Raw genomic sequence first — 19188 nt, 5'->3', positions numbered from 1 at the left:
GTCAGCCGCCGTGCCCGATGGCCAGAACGATGCCGGCATATTGACAGCCGGCGGCGACGGTGACGAAGCCGTGCCAGATGGCGTTCTGGAATTTCAAGCTTTCCCAGCGGTAGAACAGCACGCCGACCGAATAAAACAGGCCGCCGATGAGAATCAGAATCAAGGTTTGCGCCGGCAAGGCCGCGTTCAATTGCTTGACCGCGACGATCGCCACCCAGCCCAGGGCGAGATAGATGAAGATGGCGGCGCGGTCGAACCGGCCCGGCAGCAATAGCTTCATCGCCACTCCGCCGAGCGAGACCGTCCAGACGACCGCCGCCAGCGTCCAGGCCAGCGGGCGATCCGGCAATTGCGACAACAGCGCCGTGTAGGTGCCGGAAATCATCAGATAGATCGAGGCGTGGTCGAGGCGCCGCAACAGCCATTTCGCGTGCGAGGGCGGCGTCATGTTGTAGGCGCAGGAAAAACCGAACAGCAGGAAAAAGCCGGCGGCGTAGACCGCCATGGCGAAGGCGTCGGCGACGCCGCCTTGTGAAACGACGCGGACGAACAGCACCGCGAAGGCGATCAGGCCGCCGACGATGGCGACGGCGTGAACGAAGCCGTCGGCGATCAATTCGGCTGGACTATAGGCGCGCTTGAACAGACGAGGATGATGTTCCGGGAGCGACATTGCGGGCTCCTGACCCTGAACCGGGGATTGTGACGTCTTCGCCCGTTTTTGCAAGAGCTGTTGATGCAATGTGAAATGGGCAATTTGACGGCCGGCGAAAACCTCCCTAACCTCCGGGAGATCGCATGGGGATGGGGTTTCCCAAAACCGCCTTTCCGGCTGATGACTCCTGCCGCGTCGCTGTTGCGGCAGGGTCGCCGCCTCCTTTGCCTCCCTGACGTCGCTGCATGCCGTCGCGCCAGAATTGGAAAGGCGTCGCTATGGGACAGGTTTGGCTTGCCTCCGCCCTCTGGCTCGGCATTCGGCGCTTTACAATCGCATCATCGGCAGCACGACGGACCGGCGGGTCGAACTGGCGCCTTGCAAGTTGCTGGTGATCAAGTGATCCTCGGCCTGTCATCACAGCTTTGCGACCCCGTGAAGATATTGCCCCCTCCTCTCCCCCGGCTCATCGTTCGGGTGTAGACTCGCAGCGCTGGAGTTGTCTCGATGAGCGCCCCCTCTTCCGTCCCGGAACTTCCCGGCGCCGACCCGCACGGCGAAGCTGCCGCGACCCTGCGTATCTGCGCCATTTTGCCGGAGGCCGAGACCGCTCTTTCGACCCTGCAATGCGCGGTGGCGGCGGCGCGGGCCGGTTCGTCCAAAATCTGCGCCGTCCATGTCGGCTTCGACCCCGAACATACATTCGTCTCGGCGGAAGAGCAGGACATCCAGCAACTGCGAGATATTTACGAGGGCGGCCCAAAGCAGCGGACCGCCCGCGTCAGGGCTGTTTTCGACGCCTTTCTCGCCTCCACGCCGGATGCGCCGCCGATGTTCTGGCGCAACGACGAAGGCGACATCCAAACCAACGTGGCGCGGGAAGCCCAAACCGCCGATCTCTTCGTCATCTCTCGTCCGATTCACATGGACGCCGCCGACGCCTTCCGGGGCGCCCTGTTCGGCGCCCACCGCCTCGTGCTCCGCGCCCCCCGGAAAACCAACGCGCAACGAGTTCTCGGCCGGCATGTCGTGGTCGGCTGGAAACCGGGCGCCCCGGCCGAGCAGACGGTCGAGGCGGCCCTGCCCTGGCTCAGACAGGCCGGGAAAGTCACCGTGCTGTGGACGGAAAAAGCCGGCGCCCCGCCTTACGACGCCAGCGCCCGCGCATTTTTCGCCAAGCTCGGAATAGCCGTTGAGATCGTCCGCCTCGAGCGGGACCGGCGCAGCGTCGGTGTGCAACTGCTCGATGAGGCCTCAAAGCTCGGCGGCGATTGCCTGTTGATCGGCGCCTTCCACCATGGCGCCCTGTGGCAAGCGATGCTCGGCGGAGTGACGCGCGACGTGCTCAATCATGCCGAAATCCCGGTGTTCCTGATGCGCGCCAAGTGAGTGATGAGGCCGGCGAAGCCGAAATCTATTGAACCTTTCGCAAGCAGAAAAGTTGGACATTTGGCCGGAGGCTTGGCGTAGCGGGCGGTTGATCGGGAGACGAAAATGGGACGGCTGATTTTTCGACGCGATCTGTTACTGGGCCTGGTTTTTTCGGGCGTGATGGCGAGTTGCGCGCTGGCGGCGCCGAAAACCATGACTGTGCCGCTTTCCGGCGCGGCCGAAGTTCCGCCGGTCCAGAGCCCGGGCAAGGGGACCGCCATGCTGGCCTATGATCCCGACACGCGCGCCTTGTCCTGGACGCTTGAGTTCAGCGGCCTCACCGGGCCCGCGACCATGGCTCATTTCCATGGACCCGCTGCGGCTGGCTCGAACGGGCCGGTCGCGCTGTGGCTCGTCAAGAAGGGCGAGGCTCCGGTCAGCCCGGTCAAGGGAGAGGCGGTCCTCACGCCGGAACAGGCCAAGGATTTAACCTCGGGCATGTGGTATATCAACGTCCACACGCCGAACAACCCATCGGGTGAAATCCGCGGACTGATCCCGGCGATGAAATAGGCGGCCGCATTCAGCGCGCCTGGTGAGACCGGGCGCCGATCTCCGCCGGCGGCAGATTGGCGCGCCGGCGCGCCTCCATCTGGCGGTAAAGATCCTCCAGCGCCTGCGTGTAGGCGGCGACGTCGAACAAGGGCGCCGTCGCGCGGTTTTCCGCAAGTTTTTTCCGCAACGAAGCGAGCCGTTGCGGATCGTGCGCCAGCGCCAGCGCCAGATCGTAATAATCGTCCTCGTTCTCGACGATCAGTTCCGGCAGCCCCACAGCGTGGAGCAGGCTTCCCGCGACGCGCGAGGCGAAAGTCGCGCTCGGCCGCGTGACCACCGGGACCCCCGCCCAGAGCGCGTCGCTCGCCGTGGTGTGTGCGCCATAAGGCGAGGTGTCGAGGACCAGATCGGCAAGCTGCAGCCGACGCAGATGCTCGGCCTGCGTCGCGTCCGGCGCGAACACCAGACGATCGCCGCTGACGCCGTGATTCCACGCTTCGTTGCGCAAATTGCCCTCGGCCCGCGGTGAGGCGAGCAGCCAGAGAACGCTGTTTTCCGTGGCCTGCAGCAGCCTTCGCCAGACTGCGAAAATTTCGGGCGTGAATTTGAACGCCTGATTGAAACAACAAAAGACGAAGCCCTGCTCGGGCAGGCCTGCGGAGGCCCGGTCGGGCGGCGGCGACAGACTGGCTTGGCGCCCATGCGGCTGATAGGAATGCGGCATGAAGGCGAAGGATTCGGCGTAATCCGCCGCCGTTGAACGCGGCGTGACATAATCGTCGGTGATCATGTAGTCGCACAGATCGGCGCCGAGCGTACCGGGATAGCCGAGAAAATTGACCTGGACCGGGGCGGGACGCAAAGCCAGGATCGAGGTTCTTGTGTCCTTGGTGAAGCCCTTGAGGTCGATCAGAATATCGATGCCGTCGTCACGGATGGCCTGCCCGGCCTGCGCATCGGACAGGGCGCCGATATGGGTGAAGCCGTCGAAGGCGTCGACCACGCGCCGGCGCATGTCCCCCTCATCGGCGCCGCCATAGGAATAGGCATGAAGCTCGAATTGCGACCGATCATGCGCCTCCAGCGTCTCGATCAGCAGCATGGCGGTGGCGTGTTCCTGGAAATCGTTGGAAAGATAGCCCAGCCTTATGCGCGATCCCTGTTTTCGCGCAACTTGCCGGCCGAGGCTTTCGCGGTCCTCGCTCGCCGCCGCGATACGATTGCGCATCCAGTTGTCGGCGCAGCGGCGCTGCTCGGCGGCGGTGAAACCGGGTTCCGACAGCAGCAGAAACGGCGACAAGGAATCGTCGCTCCGCAGCCGGTCGCGCGCAAAAACCTGGCGAGCGGAAAAATCATCCCACTCGCACATGCCGCGACTTCTGATGAACGATCGCATGTCGCCGGCGCTCCCCGCTCGCCGGACCAGCCGAGAGGGTCGGCTTAAGCGATCGGACGCAAGACTTTCAAAGCAAGCTTCATTCCATTAAAGTCGCCGTTTGTGACGCCGGCGTCATATTTTGCAATTATCGGCCATGATGGTACGAGGCGCGGGCGCAGCTATTGTGCTTCTTTTTCGCTGGAATCGCGGACCGGTCTTCGGTCGGATGCGACGGATAACAGGGCGGGGCTTAAATGACGAACTTCAAGCGGTTGAGGACGGTCGCGGTCGCGACTTTTGCAACTCTGGCGCCGATGAGCGGCGCGGCTTTGGCCGCGCAGTGCGGCAATTCGGCCGCCGGTTTCGAGGCGTGGAAGCAGCAATTCTCCCAGGAAGCGCGGGCCAGGGGCGTCGGCTCCTCGGCGATTTCCGCCTTGATGGCGACGCATTACGCCACGGCGACGATCAACGCCGACCGTGGCCAGAAAAGCTTCCATCTGTCGCTCGACGCCTTCATGCACAAGCGCGGCGGCGCCGCCATCGCCTCGCGCGGGCGGTCGTTGAAACACTCCGACGCCGCCTTGTTCGCCTCGATCGAGCAGCGCTACGGCGTCCCGCCGGGACCGCTGATTGCGATCTGGGGCATGGAGACAGCTTTTGGCGCCGAGCGCGGCAACCAGAACATGCTGTCGTCCATCGCCACGCTTTCCTATGATTGCCGCCGTTCGGAGTTTTTCACCGACCAGCTCTATGCGGCGCTGAAACTGATCGATCGCGGCACCTTCTCCGCCAGCACGCGAGGCTCGATGCATGGCGAAGTCGGCCAGACCCAGTTCATGCCCAAGACCGTGCTTGAATATGGGGTCGGCAGCCTCGAAACCCCGTCGGGCGCGCTGATGTCGACCGCCAATTACCTCCATGCCCACGGCTGGCAGCGCGGCGGCGGATACCAACCCGGCGAAGTCAATTTCGCCGCCATCCAGGCTTGGAACGCCGCGACGGTCTATCAGCAGGCCATTGCGCAGATCGGCCGCCAGATCGACGGCGGCGATCGCTAAGCAGCGATCTCAAGTTTGATGAGAGCGGCGGAGCGCGCAGCCCGGTTTGCGCTTTCCGCCGCTCTTGTTTCAGCGCTTCATCCGGCCAACCGGTCCGGCAGTGCGACGCCACGGACGATTTGCCGCAGGGCCGCCGGGTCGAGAAGGGTCAGGCCATACTTGCCTTCGACCCGGATGAGGCCTTGGCGTTTCAGCAGGCTGAAATTGCGGCAGACCGTTTCGATGACCATGCCGAGATGATCGGCGATTTCCTGGCGCGAGACCGGCAGCATCAGTTCGACCGGTTCCTCTGCCTCGGTCTCCCCGCCGATCGTGGCGAGGAAAAAACCCGCCAGCCGCTCGATCGCCGTTTTTCGTCCGAGCGACGTCGCAAGATCGCGCAGGCGGTGGATTTCATCGAACATCGCCGCCGTGAAATCGACGCCGTGGAAGGCGTCGTGCGCCCGGCGGCGGTCGTGACAATCGACGGCGGCGTCTCGCAGGGCGACGGCCGAACAATCGTGGGCGGCGCCCCTTGTCAGGCCGATGAAGCGGCCGGGGCCGGCGATATCGAGAATCTGGCGACGCCCTCCCGAAAGTTCGCGGAGCACCATGACCGCGCCCTGTGCGATCTGGAAGACTTCTCCCGCAGGTTCGCCTTGAGAGAAAATCGCCTCGCGCGCAGCGAAGCGGCGCAACTCCGGGACGGGAAATTTGATGAGTTTGCTGGTTGGCGGCAGTTCGAACGACGCTTTGGCCAAGGCTGCCTCAACCGCCAGCAGCGGCGAGATTGAAAGACCTGATTTCATATTCTTTCCTCCGATACGGAGAGAAATGCCGCTGCCCTTGGCGCGGAGGCGCGGCCATGACTCAGCCGGGCGCGGCGCAATGGTGTCGTATGAAACGAAGAATGTCAGGAAAATAGGGGAGGTCCGCGTGACTGCGGTTCGAGAGCCGCCGTCTCCGCGACCGAAACGACGACCCGGACGGGCGGCAGTTTCATCGCCAGAAGCGGCGCGTCGAGCATTGGCGGCGGCGTGGGAATCGCGCCGGGAGCAGCAGTCAACCAGCAGGCGTCGCAAGGAACAGCAGCGGAACGATGCGCCGGATCGCCAGATTTCGACGGGCCGCAGATCGGTGGAAAGGCGCCGTCCGGCAGTACGAAAGTCGCCGCTTGAAAGGTGACCCCATGGATCGCGGAGGCTTCGGGCTGGCTCGCATGCGAGTGGGCGAAGCCCAGCGTCAACATCGCCACCGCATATAGCGCGGCGACGACCGGCTTCCATCGTGAGATGCGCCAACGCTCCATCATGACGCTAAATGAGCGTTGGGCGTCGCCATTGTCAATCGGGTTTGATGAGAACCGACGCCTGATACCTGGAAAATCGAGCCCGCAGCGGAATCAAGAAGTTCGCCGGCCGGCAAAATAGGCGCGCTCGGCCTGGGCGGGGGTCAGATAAAAACGCTCGCCCTCGCGGTAGGACGCGTTTCCCGTAACGACTTCAAATTCATAGACGCCGAAGGACGGCGAGCGGGCGGATTGGTGGCTGGATTCTCGGCCGAGAAAGCACACCATTTTCGGCAAGCCGACCGAATTGGCGCTGCGCTCGAAAAATTCGGGAGCGCGGTCATCGCCCCCTTTGTCGATCCCCATCGCCGCCGCCTCCCATGCCTCGACCTGAGGTAATCATCTAAAACCCAATAGCGCCGACAAATCCAATTGTCGTTTCCGATTGCATCATGCATTTTATGCATCATGGAACTTCAGTGGATCGACGATTTCCTGGCCCTGTGCCAGACGCGCAATTTCACCCGCGCGGCGGAAGCGCGCTGCACCACGCAATCGGCCTATAGCCGACGGGTGCAGAGGCTGGAGGAATGGCTGGGGGCCTCGCTGTTCGACCGCGAATCGCGCCCCGTGCGCCTGACGCCCGCCGGAGAAGAGTTCCTGACCCGCGCCCGCCGCCTGCGCGAGGAAATTTTCGACGCCCGCCGAGCGGTACTGAGTGCGTCGAGCCATTTCAGGAAATCGCTGCGCATCTATACGACCAATACGCTCGCCGCCAGTTTCCTGTCGCCCTGGCTGGTCGAAACCCGGTTGGAAAATTATTCGCTGATCGTCGCCTCCATCGCCGGCTGCCTCGAAGCGGTGAGGCGCAAGCACGCCGATATGGGCCTGATTCCGCATTTCGCCGATGAGTCCCTGCTCGGCGTCACGGCGCAGGAAATAGGCCGGGACCGCCTGATTCTGGCGGCGAGCCCAAGGCAAAAGCGCCCTGTGGTGCTGGAGCAGAACAAGCTGCTCGGCCCGGTGATGGTCTATACGCCCGGCACGACCTATGGCGCGCAGATCGCCGCCATGCTCGACCGGCATCGCATCCAGATTCAGGAATCGCCGGTCTGCGAAAGCGCTTCGGCCGAGGCCCTGCTGGCGCAGGTCAAAGCCGGGCTTGGCGCGGCGTGGATACCCGAAATCCTGTTGCGCGACAGCGGCTTGAAGCGATGCGCCGCGCCGGATTTCTTCGATATCGCCTATAAAATCCTGTTGCTTAAGCCTCCGAAACAAAGCGCGGGCGGGGAATGAAGCCGGAAGAACCTGAACCGCCAAGATCGTCAATGGAGATTGGTCCTCCCATGCATCTGCAGAGCTTCGATGAATCCGTCAAAGGCCATGCCGAAGCCGACGATGCGCGTCGCCGCGTCGATCCCGCGCGGCCCACCACTTTTCCCGGAGTGTCCAAAACCGGCGGAAACCCCAGTGACTGCAATTCGCCAGAATTCGACGACGCTTATTGGACGAGAGTTGGGCGCGCCAGCAAATTCGGCGCGTATTTATTCAGTGAGTTTTTGATTTTATTGGCGCTCCCTAGGGGAATCGAACCCCTGTTTTCGCCGTGAGAGGGCGACGTCCTGGACCGCTAGACGAAGGGAGCAGCGGGAGCCGTGTTCTATATCGGGGTGCGTCGCCGGCTGCAAGCCCTTCAAGGAACGCCAGCGTCAATTCTTCGAGGCGCCCCGATGCTCCCTCCGCGCTCGCTTGCCGGGCCCGAGCCAATGGCCAAATCCACGGCTAAAATCATTGACTTTTCAGCCGCCGGACTCCAATCCTGCGCGGAGAAAATGCCGACGAGGTATTTTTCCGGACCGCTTCAGAAGGATGAGTCATGTCGGTCAGGCTGGGTTCCGCCGCTTTTGTCCTGCTCGCCCTCGCGCTCGCCGGCTGCGGCGATTCGCGGCCTCGCTCGGAGAGGCCGCCGCTCAATGTGCTGGCGCAAAAGGTCGCGCTGCAATCCTATGAGCGGTCGGTTACCCTGACCGGCGTTGTCCGCGCCCGCGTCCAGACCGAACTTTCCTTCCGCGTCAGCGGGCGGGTGATCGAAAGATCGGCCGATGTCGGCCAGCATGTCGACGCCAACAAGATCCTGGCGCGGCTCGATCCTTCTGAGCAGCAGGCCGATCTCGACGCCGCCAAGGCTGCGCTGACCGGGGCGGAAGCGACGATGCGCCAGACCGCCGCCACTTTCGCGCGGCAAAAAGCCCTTCTCGTCAATGGCTTTACCACCAAGGCCAGTTACGATCTCGCCGACCGGGAGCAACTTGCGGCCGCTGGCTCTCTTGACGCCGCCAAGGCGCAACTTGCGACCGCGCGCGACGCCCTGTCCTATACGGAGTTGCGCGCCGGCCATCCCGGCATTGTCACCGCGCGCAATATCGAGGTCGGGCAGGTGGCGCAGGCGGCGGAATCGGCTTTCGGCTTCGCCGAGGACGGGCCGCGAGACGCCGTATTCAATGTTTTCGAATCGATTTTCGCCCAAAGGCAGAGCCGCAAAGGCATAGAGCTCGCCCTCGTCGCCGACCCCAAAGTCACGGCGCCCGGAAAAATCAGGGAAGTTTCGCCGGTCGTCGATGAGAAGACCGGCACGGTGCAGGTCAAGGTGGAAATCGACCCTAACGCGCCGGAAATGCCGCTCGGCGCGGCGGTCACCGGGCGGGGTTATTGGCGACTCGAAAATGTCGTCATCTTGCCCTGGACCGCGATGTCGGAAAAGGACGGCCATCCGGCGGTATGGGTGGTCGATCCGGCCACCCAGACGGTGACGCTGCGGCCGATCGTCATCGCGATCTTTGAAAAAGAAAAATTCGTCTTGCGTGAAGGCTTGCAAACCGGCGAACTGGTCGTGACCGAAGGCGACAAATTTCTCCGCGAAGGCCAGACCGTATTTGTGCAAAATCCGGAGGCTTCGTGATAGCGCCAATCTGTAGAACGCGAGGTGGTAAATCTCCGAGTCGTAAACCTCCAGGTCGTCGGTCTTCTGGTTTCTCGCCTCTGCTGCCGCTGCTGCTCCTCGCCGCGCTCGCGGCCTGCGGCAAGAAGGAAGAAGCACAGGAGCCCATTCGTCCGGTGCTGACCGTCATCGCCGCGCAAACGCCGGCGCTGGACGTCATCCTTTCGGGGACGGTGCAGCCGCAGGTGCAAAGCCCGTTCGGCTTCCGCGTGATGGGAAGGATGGTCGCTCGCCCGGTCAAGGCGGGAGACCGCGTCGAGGCTGGCCAGTTGCTCGCGGCCGTCGATCCGCTATCGCTCGAAATGGCGTCGCGCTCGGCCTCGGCGGCCTTGGCCAGCGCCCGCGCTCATTACGACAACGCCGTCACCGCCGAGTCGCGGCAGGCCACTTTGCTGGAGAAGAAGACCGCCTCACAGGCGACTTTCGACGCCGCCGAACAGGAACGCGCTTCCGCGCAGGCCAACATGGCTCAAGCCGAGGCCAATGTTTCCAAGGCAAAAGAGCAGCTTTCCTATGCTGTGCTCAAGGCCGATTACGCCGGCGTGGTCACCGCCACCAGCGCCGAAATCGGCCAGACGGTCTCGGCGGGCCAACCCATCCTCACCATCGCCGAGCCGACGCGGCGCGACGCCGTGATCGATGCGCCGACCAATGTCGCCGACGTCCTGTCGATCGGGACGCCGTTCAAGGTCGCCTTGCAACTCGACATGTCGGTGGCCGTCGACGGAAAGGTGCGCGAAATAGCGCCGCAGGCCGATGACGCCACGCGCACCAGGCGGATCAGGATCGCGCTGGAGAATCCGCCCGAAATCTTCCGCCTCGGCTCCACCATTTCCGCCTGGCCGGTCGCCGGCGCCGGCGCCGGGATCCGCCTACCGGGTTCGGCGCTGCTAGAGGAAAGCCCGCAGACCCGCGTCTTCGTCGTCGATCCGCAAACCCTGAAAGTATCGCTGCGCGACATCGAGGTCGCGCCTGACCTCGACGACATCTGGATCGTGCGCGGCGGATTGAAGCCCGGAGAACGCGTCGTCACCGCAGGCGTGCATCGCCTCAAGGACGGACAAATCGTGCGAATCGACGGGAGCGGCGCGCCGTGAAAAAATTCAACCTTTCCGACTGGGCGCTCCAACACCGCTCCCTGGTCTGGTATTTCATGATCGTCTTCCTGCTGGCGGGCGCCTTTTCCTATGTGAAGCTGGGGCGAGAGGAAGATCCCAATTTCACCATCAAGACCATGGTGGTGCAGGCGAAATGGCCCGGCGCCACCGCCGACGAGGTGACGCTCCAGGTCACCGAGCGGATCGAGAAGAAGCTCGAAGAGCTGGAATCGCTCGACTACACCAAATCCGTGACCACGGCCGGCGAGACCACCGTTTTCGTCAATTTGCTGCCCACCACCAAGGCGCGCGACGTCGAGGCGACCTGGACGCGCGTGCGCAACATGGTCGGCGACATCAAGACCCAGTTTCCAAGCGGCACGCAGGGACCGTTCTTCAACGACCGCTTCGGCGACGTGTTCGGCAATATCTACGCCTTCACCAGCGACGGGCTGACCCTTCGGCAATTGCGCGACCGGGTAGAACAGGCGCGCGCCAGGGCGCTGACCGTGCCCAATGTTGGCCGCGTCGATCTGGTCGGCGCGCAGAACGAGGTGATCTTTCTCGAATTCTCGACTAGGCAGATCGCGGCCCTTGGCCTCGACTCGCAGGCGGTGCTGGCGACGCTTGCAGCGCAGAACGCCGTCACGCCATCGGGCTTCGTGCAAGCCGGGCCGGAAGAAATCGCCATCCGCGTCAGCGGCGGTTTCAGCTCGGAGGAAAGTCTTCGCGCGATAAATCTGCGCGTAAATGACCGTTTCTTCCCGCTGACCGACGTGGCGACGATCCGGCGCGGCTATCTCGATCCGCCGGAAAACCTGTTCCGCTTCAATGGCCAGCCGGCGATCGGCCTCGCCATCGGCATGAAGGCGGGATCGAACCTGCTCGAATTCGGCGCGGCGCTGGAAAAGGAGATGGACCGGATCAAGGCCGACCTGCCCATTGGCGTCGACGTCCACAAGGTCTCCGACCAGCCGGCGGTGGTGGATGAGGCGGTTTCGGGCTTCACCCGCGCCTTGTTCGAGGCGGTGGTCATCGTGCTGGCGATCAGTTTCGTCAGTCTCGGCCTGCGCGCCGGGCTGGTCGTGGCCATCGCCATACCCTTGGTGCTCGCCATCACCTTTCTCTACATGGCGGAAACGCATATCTCGCTGCAGCGCATTTCGCTGGGCGCCCTGATCATCGCGCTCGGACTATTGGTCGATGACGCGATGATCGCGGTGGAAATGATGGTGGCGCGGCTGGAAGCCGGCGACGACCTGCGCAAGGCGGCGACTTATGTCTACACCTCCACCGCCTTTCCCATGCTCACCGGCACTTTGGTGACGGTGGCGGGTTTCATTCCAATCGGCCTCAACAGCAGCGCCGCCGGCGAATTCACCTTCACCCTGTTCGTCGTCATCGCGGTGTCGCTGATCGTCTCCTGGTTCGTCGCCGTGCTGTTTACCCCCCTGCTCGGCGTCGCCTTGTTGCCAGCGAAGATGAAAGGCCATCACGAGACCGGCAAGGGCCGCCTCGCCAGCCTGTTCGCGGGGGCGCTGGACCTTTGCATGCGATGGCGCTGGGCGACCATTGGCGCCACTCTCGCCGCCTTCGTCGTCGCCTTGTTCGGCATGGGCTTCGTGCAGCAGCAGTTCTTCCCGAATTCCGACCGGCCGGAGCTGATCGTCGACTGGAACCTGCCGCAAAACGCTTCGATTACCGACACCAGCGCGCAAATGGCGCGATTCGAGAACGAAATGCTCACCGGCGAGGCGGATGTCGAACATTGGTCGAGCTATGTCGGCCAGGGCGCCTTGCGTTTCGTGCTTTCCTTCGATGTTCAACCGGCCAACGCGTTTTTCGGCCAGACCGTGATCGTGACCAAGAACATCGAGGCCCGCGATCGCCTGCGGCAGAAATATTCGGCATGGCTGCGCACAGCTTTTCCGGGAACTGACGCCCTGGTGCATCTGCTCGACATCGGCCCTCCGGTCGGGCGCCCGGTGCAATATCGCGTCAGCGGCCCCGACGTTCAGAAAGTGCGCGATTATTCCCGCCAGCTCGGCGATATCGTCGCCAAGAATCCGCATCTCGGCCTGGTGACCTTCGACTGGGGCGAGCCGGCGCGCAAGGTCAAGGTCAATGTGCTGCAGGACAAGGCGCGGTTGCTCGGCGTGTCGTCGCAGGACATATCCACGACCCTGAACAGCGTGGTCCACGGCGTGACGGTGACGCAGGTGCGCGACGACATCTATCTGATCGATGTCGTCGGCCGGGCCCGCGAGGACGAGCGCGCCTCGATCGAGACCCTGCAAAATCTGCAATTGCCGGCCGCCAACGGCCAGTCGGCGCCGCTGGCGGCGGTGGCGAGCTTCAGCTACGGACTTGAACAGCCGGTGATCTGGCGCCGTGCGCGCCAGCCGACGGTGACGATCAAGGTCGGCGTCGAGGACAATGTCCAGGCGCAGACCGTAGTCACGCAGCTCGCGCCGGACGTGAAGAAGTTCGTAGCAAGCCTGCCGCCGGGCTATCATGCCATGGTCGGCGGCGCGGTCGAGGAAAGCGCCAAGGCGCAGGGTCCGATCGCCGAAGTCATGCCTTTGATGCTGTTCATCATGGCGACGATCCTGATGATCCAGCTGCAGAGTTTTTCGCGGCTGTTCCTGGTCTTCGCCGTCGCGCCACTGGCGCTCATCGGCGTGGTCGCGGCGCTGCTGCCAAGTCATTCGCCGATGGGCTTCGTCGCCATTCTCGGCATTCTGGCGCTGATCGGCATTCTCATCCGTAATTCGGTGATCCTGATCATCCAGATCGAGGAGCTTTTGGCGGATGGCATGCCACCCTGGCAGGCGGTGCAGGAAGCGACCGAACGCCGCATGAGGCCGATCATGCTCACCGCCGCCGCCGCGACCCTTGCACTGATCCCGATTTCGCACGAGATCTTCTGGGGTCCGATGGCTTACGCGATGATGGGCGGCATCGTCATCGGCACAATGCTGACGCTTCTGTTCCTGCCGGCGCTCTACGTCGCCTGGTTCCGCATCCCAGCCCCGCAGAAGGAGCCGGCGCCCCCACTGGACATTGAGCTGGCGCGGGGCCAGATGACGTTGTGAACCAGCGCAGGGGAGGCGCGGCTCGTGGCGCGCGAAAGATTCTGGCTGTGGCTCGGCGGTGGGGTCGCGGTGACGCTGGTCGGCGCGGCGCTGGCGCTCTGGGCCCTTTTCGGACCTCTGGTCTTTGTCAACGCCCTGACAGCCGTCTGGATGTGTTTCTGAATTGAGGCCCGCATGGTCGCCAGCAAAACGCCGCCCGAGCCGAAAACGCCCCGCCCCCTGTGGTTGATTTTGGCGGCCCTCGCCGTGGTTCTGGCCTTTCTCGCCGTCGGCGTCAGTGCGCTGGTCGGCGAGAAGCCGGGTCCCGGCGGCGCACCGTCGACAACAGCGATTGGCGGGCCGTTCCGGCTGGAGGCTGGCGGCGGCCGGATCGTCACCGACGCCGATCTGCGCGGCGCGCCTTTCCTGGTGTTCTTCGGCTATACCCACTGCCCGGATGTCTGTCCGACCACTTTGTTCCAACTCTCCGAAATTCTCCGCAACCTGGGGCCTGAGGCGAAGATCAAAGTCCTGTTCATCACTGTCGATCCCGAACGCGACACGCCGGAACTGATGCAGCATTACGCCGAGAGCTTTGACCCCCGCATCATCGGACTTTCGGGAGACCGCGCTTCCATCGACAGTGTCATCGCCGCCTATCGTGTCTATGCGCGCAAGGCTCCGGGGGCCAATGGCGAATACACGATGGACCATAGCGCGGTGATCTATTTGATGGACCGCGACGGCAAATTCTTGCGGGCGTTCAATCTGGAGAGGGCGCCCGAGCAGGCCGCGGCGGAATTGAAGCCGCTGCTGTAACAAATCGATCAGCGCTCGCGCCGTCATGGCCGGGCTTCTTCCCCGCACATCCACGCGCCGCCCGGTGGCGGCTTGCAACGCCATCGGAACCCGAAACGGGAACACGGCGGCAGTCCATAAAAAAGGGCGGCCCTTGCGAGCCGCCCCCTTTTGAAAAAGGCCGTTCCTTATTGGCCCGTACCCTTGGCCGCGTGTTCGGCTTCCTGCATCCTCTTGGCCATTTCCGCCTTGACGGCGTCGAGGTTGAAGCTGGCGCCACGCTGCATTGGCGGGAAGTCAAGGAAGGTCTGGAGTTCCTTGCCCATCAGCTGCTGGACGTAGACGAAACGCCAGAACTGGTACTTGAACCAGTCGAAATATTGCTGCGCGCCGTCCTTGGTTCCGTTGTTCGGCCAACCGGTGCGTTCGAACGGGTCGAGGCGCAGGTTGGTGATATAGGGAACATCCGGATGGGTTTTCTGGCCAAGCCAGCCTTCGGGCTGGTCGATGAAGCGGTACTTGTAGTCGTCGATGCGGACCGCGCCGACCGTGCTTTCGCCGAGATAGAAAATCTCGTGACGCGCGGACGGCCCATTGCCGGTGATGGCGGCGAGCTGGTTATACCCGTCGAGATGGTTCTTGTAGGTGCGGTCGCCGATGGTCTTGCCCTTCAGCAATTCCTCGGTGATGTTCGGATTGCCCGCAATGGCGGTAAAGGTCGGCAGCCAGTCGAGACCGGAGAAAATACCGTTCTGCACTGAATCCGCCGGCACGTGTCCGGGCCAGCGCACAATGGCGGGGACGCGGAAGCCGCCTTCGAGCACGGTGCCCTTCGACTGCGCGAAGGGCGTCTGGCCGCCATCCGGCCATGTGAAGACTTCGGTGCCATTGTCGGTGGTGAAGACGACGATGGTGTTGTCGTCCTCGCCGATGTCCTTGATCTTCTTCATCACCAGGCCGACGTCGTCGTCCAGCTGCGCCATGCCGGCTTCTTCTTCCGACCAGCCGTTCTCCGAATTGCGCAGCGCCTCATATTTCGCAGAGAGATGCGTGACGATGTGCATGCGCGTCGGGTTGAGCCAGACGAAGAACGGCTTGTTGTCTTTCTTCGCCTTGTCGATGAAGTTCAGCGCGAGATCGCGGATCTCGTCGTCCACCGTTTCCATGCGCTTGGGATAAAGCGGGCCGGCATCCTCGATCCTCTGCTTGCCGATCTTGCCCCAGCGCGGCTGTTCGGTCGGGTCGTCAACGTCGGTGGCCCAACTGTGGACCATGTTGCGAGGACCGACGACATTGAGCGCTTCTTGCGGATAATTGGGATGCGCCGGGTCTTCCATCGCGTCGAGATGATAGAGGTAGCCGAAGAATTCATCGAAGCCATGCACGGTAGGCAAGAATTCGTTCAGGTCGCCCAGATGGTTCTTGCCGAACTGGCCGGTGGCGTAGCCCATTGATTTCAGGATCGTGGCGGTGGTCACCGCCTCGGCCGGAATGCCTATCTTGGCGCCCGCTTGGCCGACCGTGGTCATGCCAGTGCGGATCGGCAGTTCGCCCATGATGAAATTGGCGCGGCCGGCCGTGCAACTGGCTTCGGCATAGTAATCCGTGAACAACATGCCTTCCTTGGCGATCTTGTCCAGGTTGGGCGTCCTGCCCGCCATCATGCCGCGATGGTAGGCGCCGATGTTCCACATGCCGATGTCATCGCCCATGATGACGAGAATATTGGGCTTCTTGTCCTGCGCCGAAGCCACCGACGCCGGCAGAGCCGCCGCCAGCAGCGTCGCCGCCGCCGCTCCGAACAACCTTGACGATCTGGATAAACTCATTGCTTCCTCCACTTCCGAGAAGTGTGTTTTAGGAATATTCCACTGCGGTTTGCAGCACCGATAGCGCCCCGCCCTTTACGGCCAAACGCGATGGGCGCGCTATTCTGCACAGCCTTCCGCCGGGGGCAACTTGTCTGTGCGCTCAAATATTCTCGTAGAGGGGATTCTGCGGGAGTGGCCTGCGATAGAATAACGCAACGCCTTACAATGGCATGTAGCCTTAACGCCATGAACCTTGAGTGACGCCGGCGATTTCCGCGCGCAGGAACAGGCTGCTGCGGAACTAAACGCGCCTTGTCGCCATTGCAGTCACGGCCTCGCCACACGAACGTCGCGACTCGTCTTCAGTGGAAAATTCCGCCCTTGGGCGAATCCGCGTCCGAACCCATCGAAAGGGTGACGTGCTCGATGACCCCTATGATCGCCGCCGCCGATGTGGGCTTCGCCAGAAATATGCTGGGCGGCAGTTCCCTCAAGCTGCGCAGGTGAGCTGACAATAGAATGATCTTGATCTTCGGCCACCGAACCGTAACTGTATTGACCAGGTCAAGTTCGTCTCTTTCCGTGCTCAAGTTGATCAATATGACCGCGACACTATTGGGGCATTCCAGGTTTTCGATGGCGGTTGCGGCCGATTCCACGGCAAAGGCATGAAACCCAAAGCGATTGAAAGCCGCGACCACAAAGGCGGCATACTCCGGTTCGTCCTCGACCACGAGAGCCAAGCGCATTTTTCGGACTGCCTTCAAAGCCAAGGGTTTGTTGAACATCTATGCGGCCGCCCGCCGGGCTGTTAGACCCTTGTCGTTCGCCAATCATTTCGAGAAAACTTGTTTGCCGTTAACTCGCGAGGCTACCATGAGCCCCTCAAGGTGATCAGATCCCCTTTTGGGAAATCCCATACCGCTTAATCGGTACCGGCGCGCCCGCGTTCAATAAATCCCGATTGGAAAATATTTCAGGTAAAGCTCGGTCATGACGCCGCGCTCGTCGAGCCTTTGCAGCGCCCAATTCAGCGTCTGGCGCAGCGAATCATCGCTCGATCGGACGGCTATTCCGATTCCCTCGCCAAAAAACCCCGGCTCCAGGAAAGGGCCGCCCTGGAAGGCGCAGCAATCGCTGTTTTTCTGCGCGTTGATCCAGATCGCCACACCGATGGCGTCATCGAAGGCGAGTTCGAATTGGCCGGCGACCAAAGCCGCCATCAATTGCTCCCGGTCGGGAAAGGGAACAAGCGTGGGGCCGGGGAAAAAGGCCCGCAGAAAGGCCTCGTGGGCGCTGCCCGCCACCACCCCGATGGTCGCCTTGCGAAGTCCTTCCGGCCGCACGTCGTAGGTTTTGGCGCCCGCGACGGTGACGAAACGCGCCGGGGTCAGGTAATAGGGCGCGGTAAATCGCGCTTTTTCGCGCGTCGCCTTCGTTTCCTTCAGCGAGGCTATGATGGCGTCGCCCTCCTTGCCCTCCAAAGCGTCGAGAAGATTGTCCCAGCGGCGCGGCTGTATGGTGCAGGCGACTTTCAATTCGCTGCAAAGGGCCCGCGCGACATCGATATTATAGCCGGCGAGATTGCCGTCGGCGCCGAGATATTCGAACGGCGGATAATCGTCGGCGGTGAGAAAGCGGATCGGCTTCAAATTCGCGGGATCGGGTGCAACCGGCCGGTTGCTGGGATCGAACAGGCTGGGAATGAAAACGCTCGACTTCCCGGAATTCGGCGCCGCCGTTTCGCCGGCGATACAACTGAACGGTTGAAGCCACAAAGAAAACAAGAAGATAAGCAGAAGAATCTTGGCCGCGGCCATAATTTGGCGGATAAAGCGCCTGCGTACCTTTCGTATCACTCGCGATCCCGTCTGTTTCATGAGTCCTGGCCCTTTATATAGCAGCGACGAAATTTTTGCAGCGTCCGCCCGGCCGGCGAGGACGTTGCCGCCGGAAGTGGCTTTTCTGGACGAAACGCAGGCGCCGCGAAACATTCTGCTGCTGGCGGCGCAACGCGCCCGCGACCAGGGGGTCGGAGCGGAGGAAGTGCTGATCGCCGAAGGGATGATCGACGAATCCGTCTATTATCGCGCTTTGGCCTTGCGCCTGGAATGCCCCTACATCGACCGCGCGGCGTCGCTGGCGAGTGGTTTCGATTACCGGGCGGCCCTGCGCGCCAGTGTCGCGCGAGCCGACACCGGCCAGGAAAATTTCGAATGGCTGATGGCGCCACGCGGACGACAGGTGGTCGATCTGCTGCGCCTCGCCCAAAAGCTTGCCCCGCCGCGCATCGCCCTTTGCGGGCCGAGCCTGTTTTCGGCCCTGGTGCGCGCCAAGGGGCGCCGCGCCTTGTCCGAAGACGCCAGCTTTGCCCTTTCGCGCGCCGACGAGCGCCTCAGCGCCAGCGCGCCGCAAGTCCGGCGAAGCAACTTTCTCGGCGTGGCGCTGAGCATTGCCACGCTGGTCGGCCTGGTGGCGACAGCGCCGCGCATGCTGGAAGTTTCGTCGCTGTTTCTGTCGATCTTGTTTTTTGGCGGCATTTACGTGCGCTCCTGCGCTATCGCCGCGCATTTCCTGCGCCAGCCGGTCGCGCCGCCCGCTCTGTCCGATCGCGCCCTGCCGACCTATACGATCATCGCGCCGATGTATCGCGAGGCGAGCGTGTCGGCGCAATTCGTCGCCGCGCTCAAGGCGCTGGACTACCCGGCAGCAAAGCTCGAGATCAAGCTCGTGCTCGAAAATGACGATGCCGAGACGGCGGAGGCCTTGCGGAAAGCCGGACTCGCGCCGAACATGGAAATCGTGATCGCGCCCTCGGGAGCGCCGCGCACAAAACCGCGGGCGCTCAATGTCGCCTTGCCCCTGGCGCGTGGAAAACTTCTGGCGATCTACGACGCGGAGGACCGGCCGGAGCCCGATCAATTGCGCATCGCCGCGGCCGCCTATGCTCTTGCCGGGCCGCGGGTCGCCTGTCTGCAGGCGCGGCTGACGGTGGATAATGGCGGCGAGGGCTTTTTTCCCTTTTTCTTCGCCATAGGCTACGCCTCGCTGTTCGACGTGATCAATCCCGGCCTGGGCAAGCTCGGAATGCCCATGCCGCTGGGCGGCACCTCGAACCATTTCCGC

18 protein-coding genes, 1 tRNA gene and 1 riboswitch are annotated in these 19188 nt (G+C 62.9%); of the genes, 10 read left to right on the top strand and 9 right to left on the bottom strand.

Annotated features, from left to right (window positions below):
• Position 1: 1 nt before the first annotated feature.
• Positions 2-673, bottom strand: coding sequence for a PAQR family membrane homeostasis protein TrhA (gene trhA / locus ACLP2E_RS14895; protein WP_442464335.1), 672 nt, complete (start codon positions 671-673; stop codon positions 2-4).
• Positions 674-791: 118 nt separating this feature from the next.
• Positions 792-852, top strand: a riboswitch (Fluoride riboswitch).
• Between the two features lie 310 nt (positions 853-1162).
• Here trhA and ACLP2E_RS14890 point away from each other — a divergent pair.
• Both ACLP2E_RS14890 and ACLP2E_RS14885 read left to right on the top strand, forming a co-directional pair.
• Positions 1163-2044 (top strand): universal stress protein, encoded by an 882-nt coding sequence (locus ACLP2E_RS14890; protein WP_442464336.1) that lies wholly within the window; start codon positions 1163-1165, stop codon positions 2042-2044.
• A gap of 105 nt (positions 2045-2149) precedes the next feature.
• Positions 2150-2599 carry a CHRD domain-containing protein gene (locus tag ACLP2E_RS14885; protein ID WP_442464337.1) on the top strand — a complete coding sequence of 150 codons (450 nt, stop codon included), beginning with the start codon at positions 2150-2152 and terminating at the stop codon, positions 2597-2599.
• A gap of 10 nt (positions 2600-2609) precedes the next feature.
• On the opposite strand, the gene ACLP2E_RS14880 is transcribed toward ACLP2E_RS14885, so the two are convergent.
• On the bottom strand, positions 2610-3950 hold the full coding sequence (locus tag ACLP2E_RS14880) for an O-linked N-acetylglucosamine transferase, SPINDLY family protein (protein ID WP_442466394.1): 1341 nt from the start codon (positions 3948-3950) through the stop codon (positions 2610-2612).
• Positions 3951-4273: 323 nt separating this feature from the next.
• On the opposite strand from ACLP2E_RS14880, the gene ACLP2E_RS14875 reads away from it, so the two are divergent.
• Entirely contained in the window at positions 4274-5017 is a 744-nt protein-coding gene (locus tag ACLP2E_RS14875) for a lytic murein transglycosylase (protein ID WP_442464350.1), read from the top strand.
• Positions 5018-5094: 77 nt separating this feature from the next.
• On the opposite strand, the gene ACLP2E_RS14870 is transcribed toward ACLP2E_RS14875, so the two are convergent.
• From ACLP2E_RS14870 to ACLP2E_RS14860, 3 genes are all read right to left on the bottom strand, one after another.
• A complete protein-coding gene (locus ACLP2E_RS14870; RefSeq protein WP_442466393.1) occupies positions 5095-5805 on the bottom strand; it encodes a helix-turn-helix domain-containing protein in 711 nt (236 codons plus the stop codon).
• Between the two features lie 104 nt (positions 5806-5909).
• Positions 5910-6305: a hypothetical protein gene (locus tag ACLP2E_RS14865; RefSeq protein ID WP_442466392.1), complete on the bottom strand. Its 396-nt coding sequence runs from the start codon at positions 6303-6305 to the stop codon at positions 5910-5912.
• Positions 6306-6398: 93 nt separating this feature from the next.
• Entirely contained in the window at positions 6399-6650 is a 252-nt protein-coding gene (locus tag ACLP2E_RS14860) for a hypothetical protein (RefSeq protein ID WP_442464341.1), read from the bottom strand.
• Between the two features lie 102 nt (positions 6651-6752).
• Between ACLP2E_RS14860 and ACLP2E_RS14855 the strand changes: the two genes are divergently transcribed.
• Entirely contained in the window at positions 6753-7580 is an 828-nt protein-coding gene (locus ACLP2E_RS14855) for a LysR family transcriptional regulator (protein WP_442464342.1), read from the top strand.
• Between the two features lie 273 nt (positions 7581-7853).
• Here ACLP2E_RS14855 and ACLP2E_RS14850 read toward each other — a convergent pair.
• Positions 7854-7929 (bottom strand) — tRNA-Glu (locus ACLP2E_RS14850).
• A 231-nt stretch (positions 7930-8160) separates the two neighbouring features.
• On the opposite strand from ACLP2E_RS14850, the gene ACLP2E_RS14845 reads away from it, so the two are divergent.
• From ACLP2E_RS14845 to ACLP2E_RS14825, 5 genes are all read left to right on the top strand, one after another.
• Complete coding sequence (locus ACLP2E_RS14845) at positions 8161-9243, top strand: efflux RND transporter periplasmic adaptor subunit (protein WP_442464343.1); 1083 nt, start codon at positions 8161-8163, stop codon at positions 9241-9243.
• A 155-nt stretch (positions 9244-9398) separates the two neighbouring features.
• On the top strand, positions 9399-10379 hold the full coding sequence (locus ACLP2E_RS14840) for an efflux RND transporter periplasmic adaptor subunit (RefSeq protein WP_442464344.1): 981 nt from the start codon (positions 9399-9401) through the stop codon (positions 10377-10379).
• Entirely contained in the window at positions 10376-13474 is a 3099-nt protein-coding gene (locus tag ACLP2E_RS14835) for an efflux RND transporter permease subunit (RefSeq protein ID WP_442464345.1), read from the top strand. Before ACLP2E_RS14840 ends, ACLP2E_RS14835 begins: the two co-directional genes overlap by 4 nt.
• A gap of 24 nt (positions 13475-13498) precedes the next feature.
• Entirely contained in the window at positions 13499-13636 is a 138-nt protein-coding gene (locus tag ACLP2E_RS14830; RefSeq protein ID WP_442464346.1) for a hypothetical protein, read from the top strand.
• Between the two features lie 12 nt (positions 13637-13648).
• On the top strand, positions 13649-14272 hold the full coding sequence (locus ACLP2E_RS14825; RefSeq protein ID WP_442464347.1) for an SCO family protein: 624 nt from the start codon (positions 13649-13651) through the stop codon (positions 14270-14272).
• Positions 14273-14439: 167 nt separating this feature from the next.
• On the opposite strand, the gene ACLP2E_RS14820 is transcribed toward ACLP2E_RS14825, so the two are convergent.
• The 3 genes from ACLP2E_RS14820 to ACLP2E_RS14810 all read right to left on the bottom strand — a co-directional run bounded on the left by ACLP2E_RS14820 (position 14440) and on the right by ACLP2E_RS14810 (position 17882).
• The gene (locus tag ACLP2E_RS14820) at positions 14440-16080 is read right to left on the bottom strand and encodes an arylsulfatase (protein ID WP_442466391.1); all 1641 of its coding nucleotides are present in this window, start codon (positions 16078-16080) and stop codon (positions 14440-14442) included.
• 344 nt (positions 16081-16424) lie between these two features.
• Positions 16425-16805 carry a hypothetical protein gene (locus ACLP2E_RS14815; protein ID WP_442463991.1) on the bottom strand — a complete coding sequence of 127 codons (381 nt, stop codon included), beginning with the start codon at positions 16803-16805 and terminating at the stop codon, positions 16425-16427.
• 207 nt (positions 16806-17012) lie between these two features.
• Positions 17013-17882: a transporter substrate-binding domain-containing protein gene (locus tag ACLP2E_RS14810; RefSeq protein WP_442466390.1), complete on the bottom strand. Its 870-nt coding sequence runs from the start codon at positions 17880-17882 to the stop codon at positions 17013-17015.
• 124 nt (positions 17883-18006) lie between these two features.
• On the opposite strand from ACLP2E_RS14810, the gene ACLP2E_RS14805 reads away from it, so the two are divergent.
• On the top strand, positions 18007-19188 hold a 1182-nt coding region (locus ACLP2E_RS14805), incomplete at its 3' end, for a glycosyltransferase (protein WP_442466389.1).

Source organism: Rhodoblastus sp. (assembly GCF_052145335.1).
Classification (GTDB): Bacteria; Pseudomonadota; Alphaproteobacteria; order Rhizobiales; family Beijerinckiaceae; genus Rhodoblastus.
This window is presented reverse-complemented; position numbering and strand designations above follow the sequence as displayed.

Coding starts and splice junctions, on each gene's coding strand:
- ACLP2E_RS14845 (WP_442464343.1), top strand. CDS start 8,161: ATGTCGGTCAGGCTGGGTTCCGCCGCTTTTGTCCTGCTCGCCCTCGCG.
- ACLP2E_RS14820 (WP_442466391.1), bottom strand. CDS start 16,080: ATGAGTTTATCCAGATCGTCAAGGTTGTTCGGAGCGGCGGCGGCGACG.
- ACLP2E_RS14855 (WP_442464342.1), top strand. CDS start 6,753: ATGGAACTTCAGTGGATCGACGATTTCCTGGCCCTGTGCCAGACGCGC.
- ACLP2E_RS14865 (WP_442466392.1), bottom strand. CDS start 6,305: ATGGAGCGTTGGCGCATCTCACGATGGAAGCCGGTCGTCGCCGCGCTA.
- ACLP2E_RS14890 (WP_442464336.1), top strand. CDS start 1,163: ATGAGCGCCCCCTCTTCCGTCCCGGAACTTCCCGGCGCCGACCCGCAC.
- ACLP2E_RS14880 (WP_442466394.1), bottom strand. CDS start 3,950: ATGTGCGAGTGGGATGATTTTTCCGCTCGCCAGGTTTTTGCGCGCGAC.
- ACLP2E_RS14870 (WP_442466393.1), bottom strand. CDS start 5,805: ATGAAATCAGGTCTTTCAATCTCGCCGCTGCTGGCGGTTGAGGCAGCC.
- ACLP2E_RS14810 (WP_442466390.1), bottom strand. CDS start 17,882: ATGGCCGCGGCCAAGATTCTTCTGCTTATCTTCTTGTTTTCTTTGTGG.
- ACLP2E_RS14875 (WP_442464350.1), top strand. CDS start 4,274: ATGAGCGGCGCGGCTTTGGCCGCGCAGTGCGGCAATTCGGCCGCCGGT.
- trhA (WP_442464335.1), bottom strand. CDS start 673: ATGTCGCTCCCGGAACATCATCCTCGTCTGTTCAAGCGCGCCTATAGT.
- ACLP2E_RS14825 (WP_442464347.1), top strand. CDS start 13,649: ATGGTCGCCAGCAAAACGCCGCCCGAGCCGAAAACGCCCCGCCCCCTG.
- ACLP2E_RS14860 (WP_442464341.1), bottom strand. CDS start 6,650: ATGGGGATCGACAAAGGGGGCGATGACCGCGCTCCCGAATTTTTCGAG.
- ACLP2E_RS14885 (WP_442464337.1), top strand. CDS start 2,150: ATGGGACGGCTGATTTTTCGACGCGATCTGTTACTGGGCCTGGTTTTT.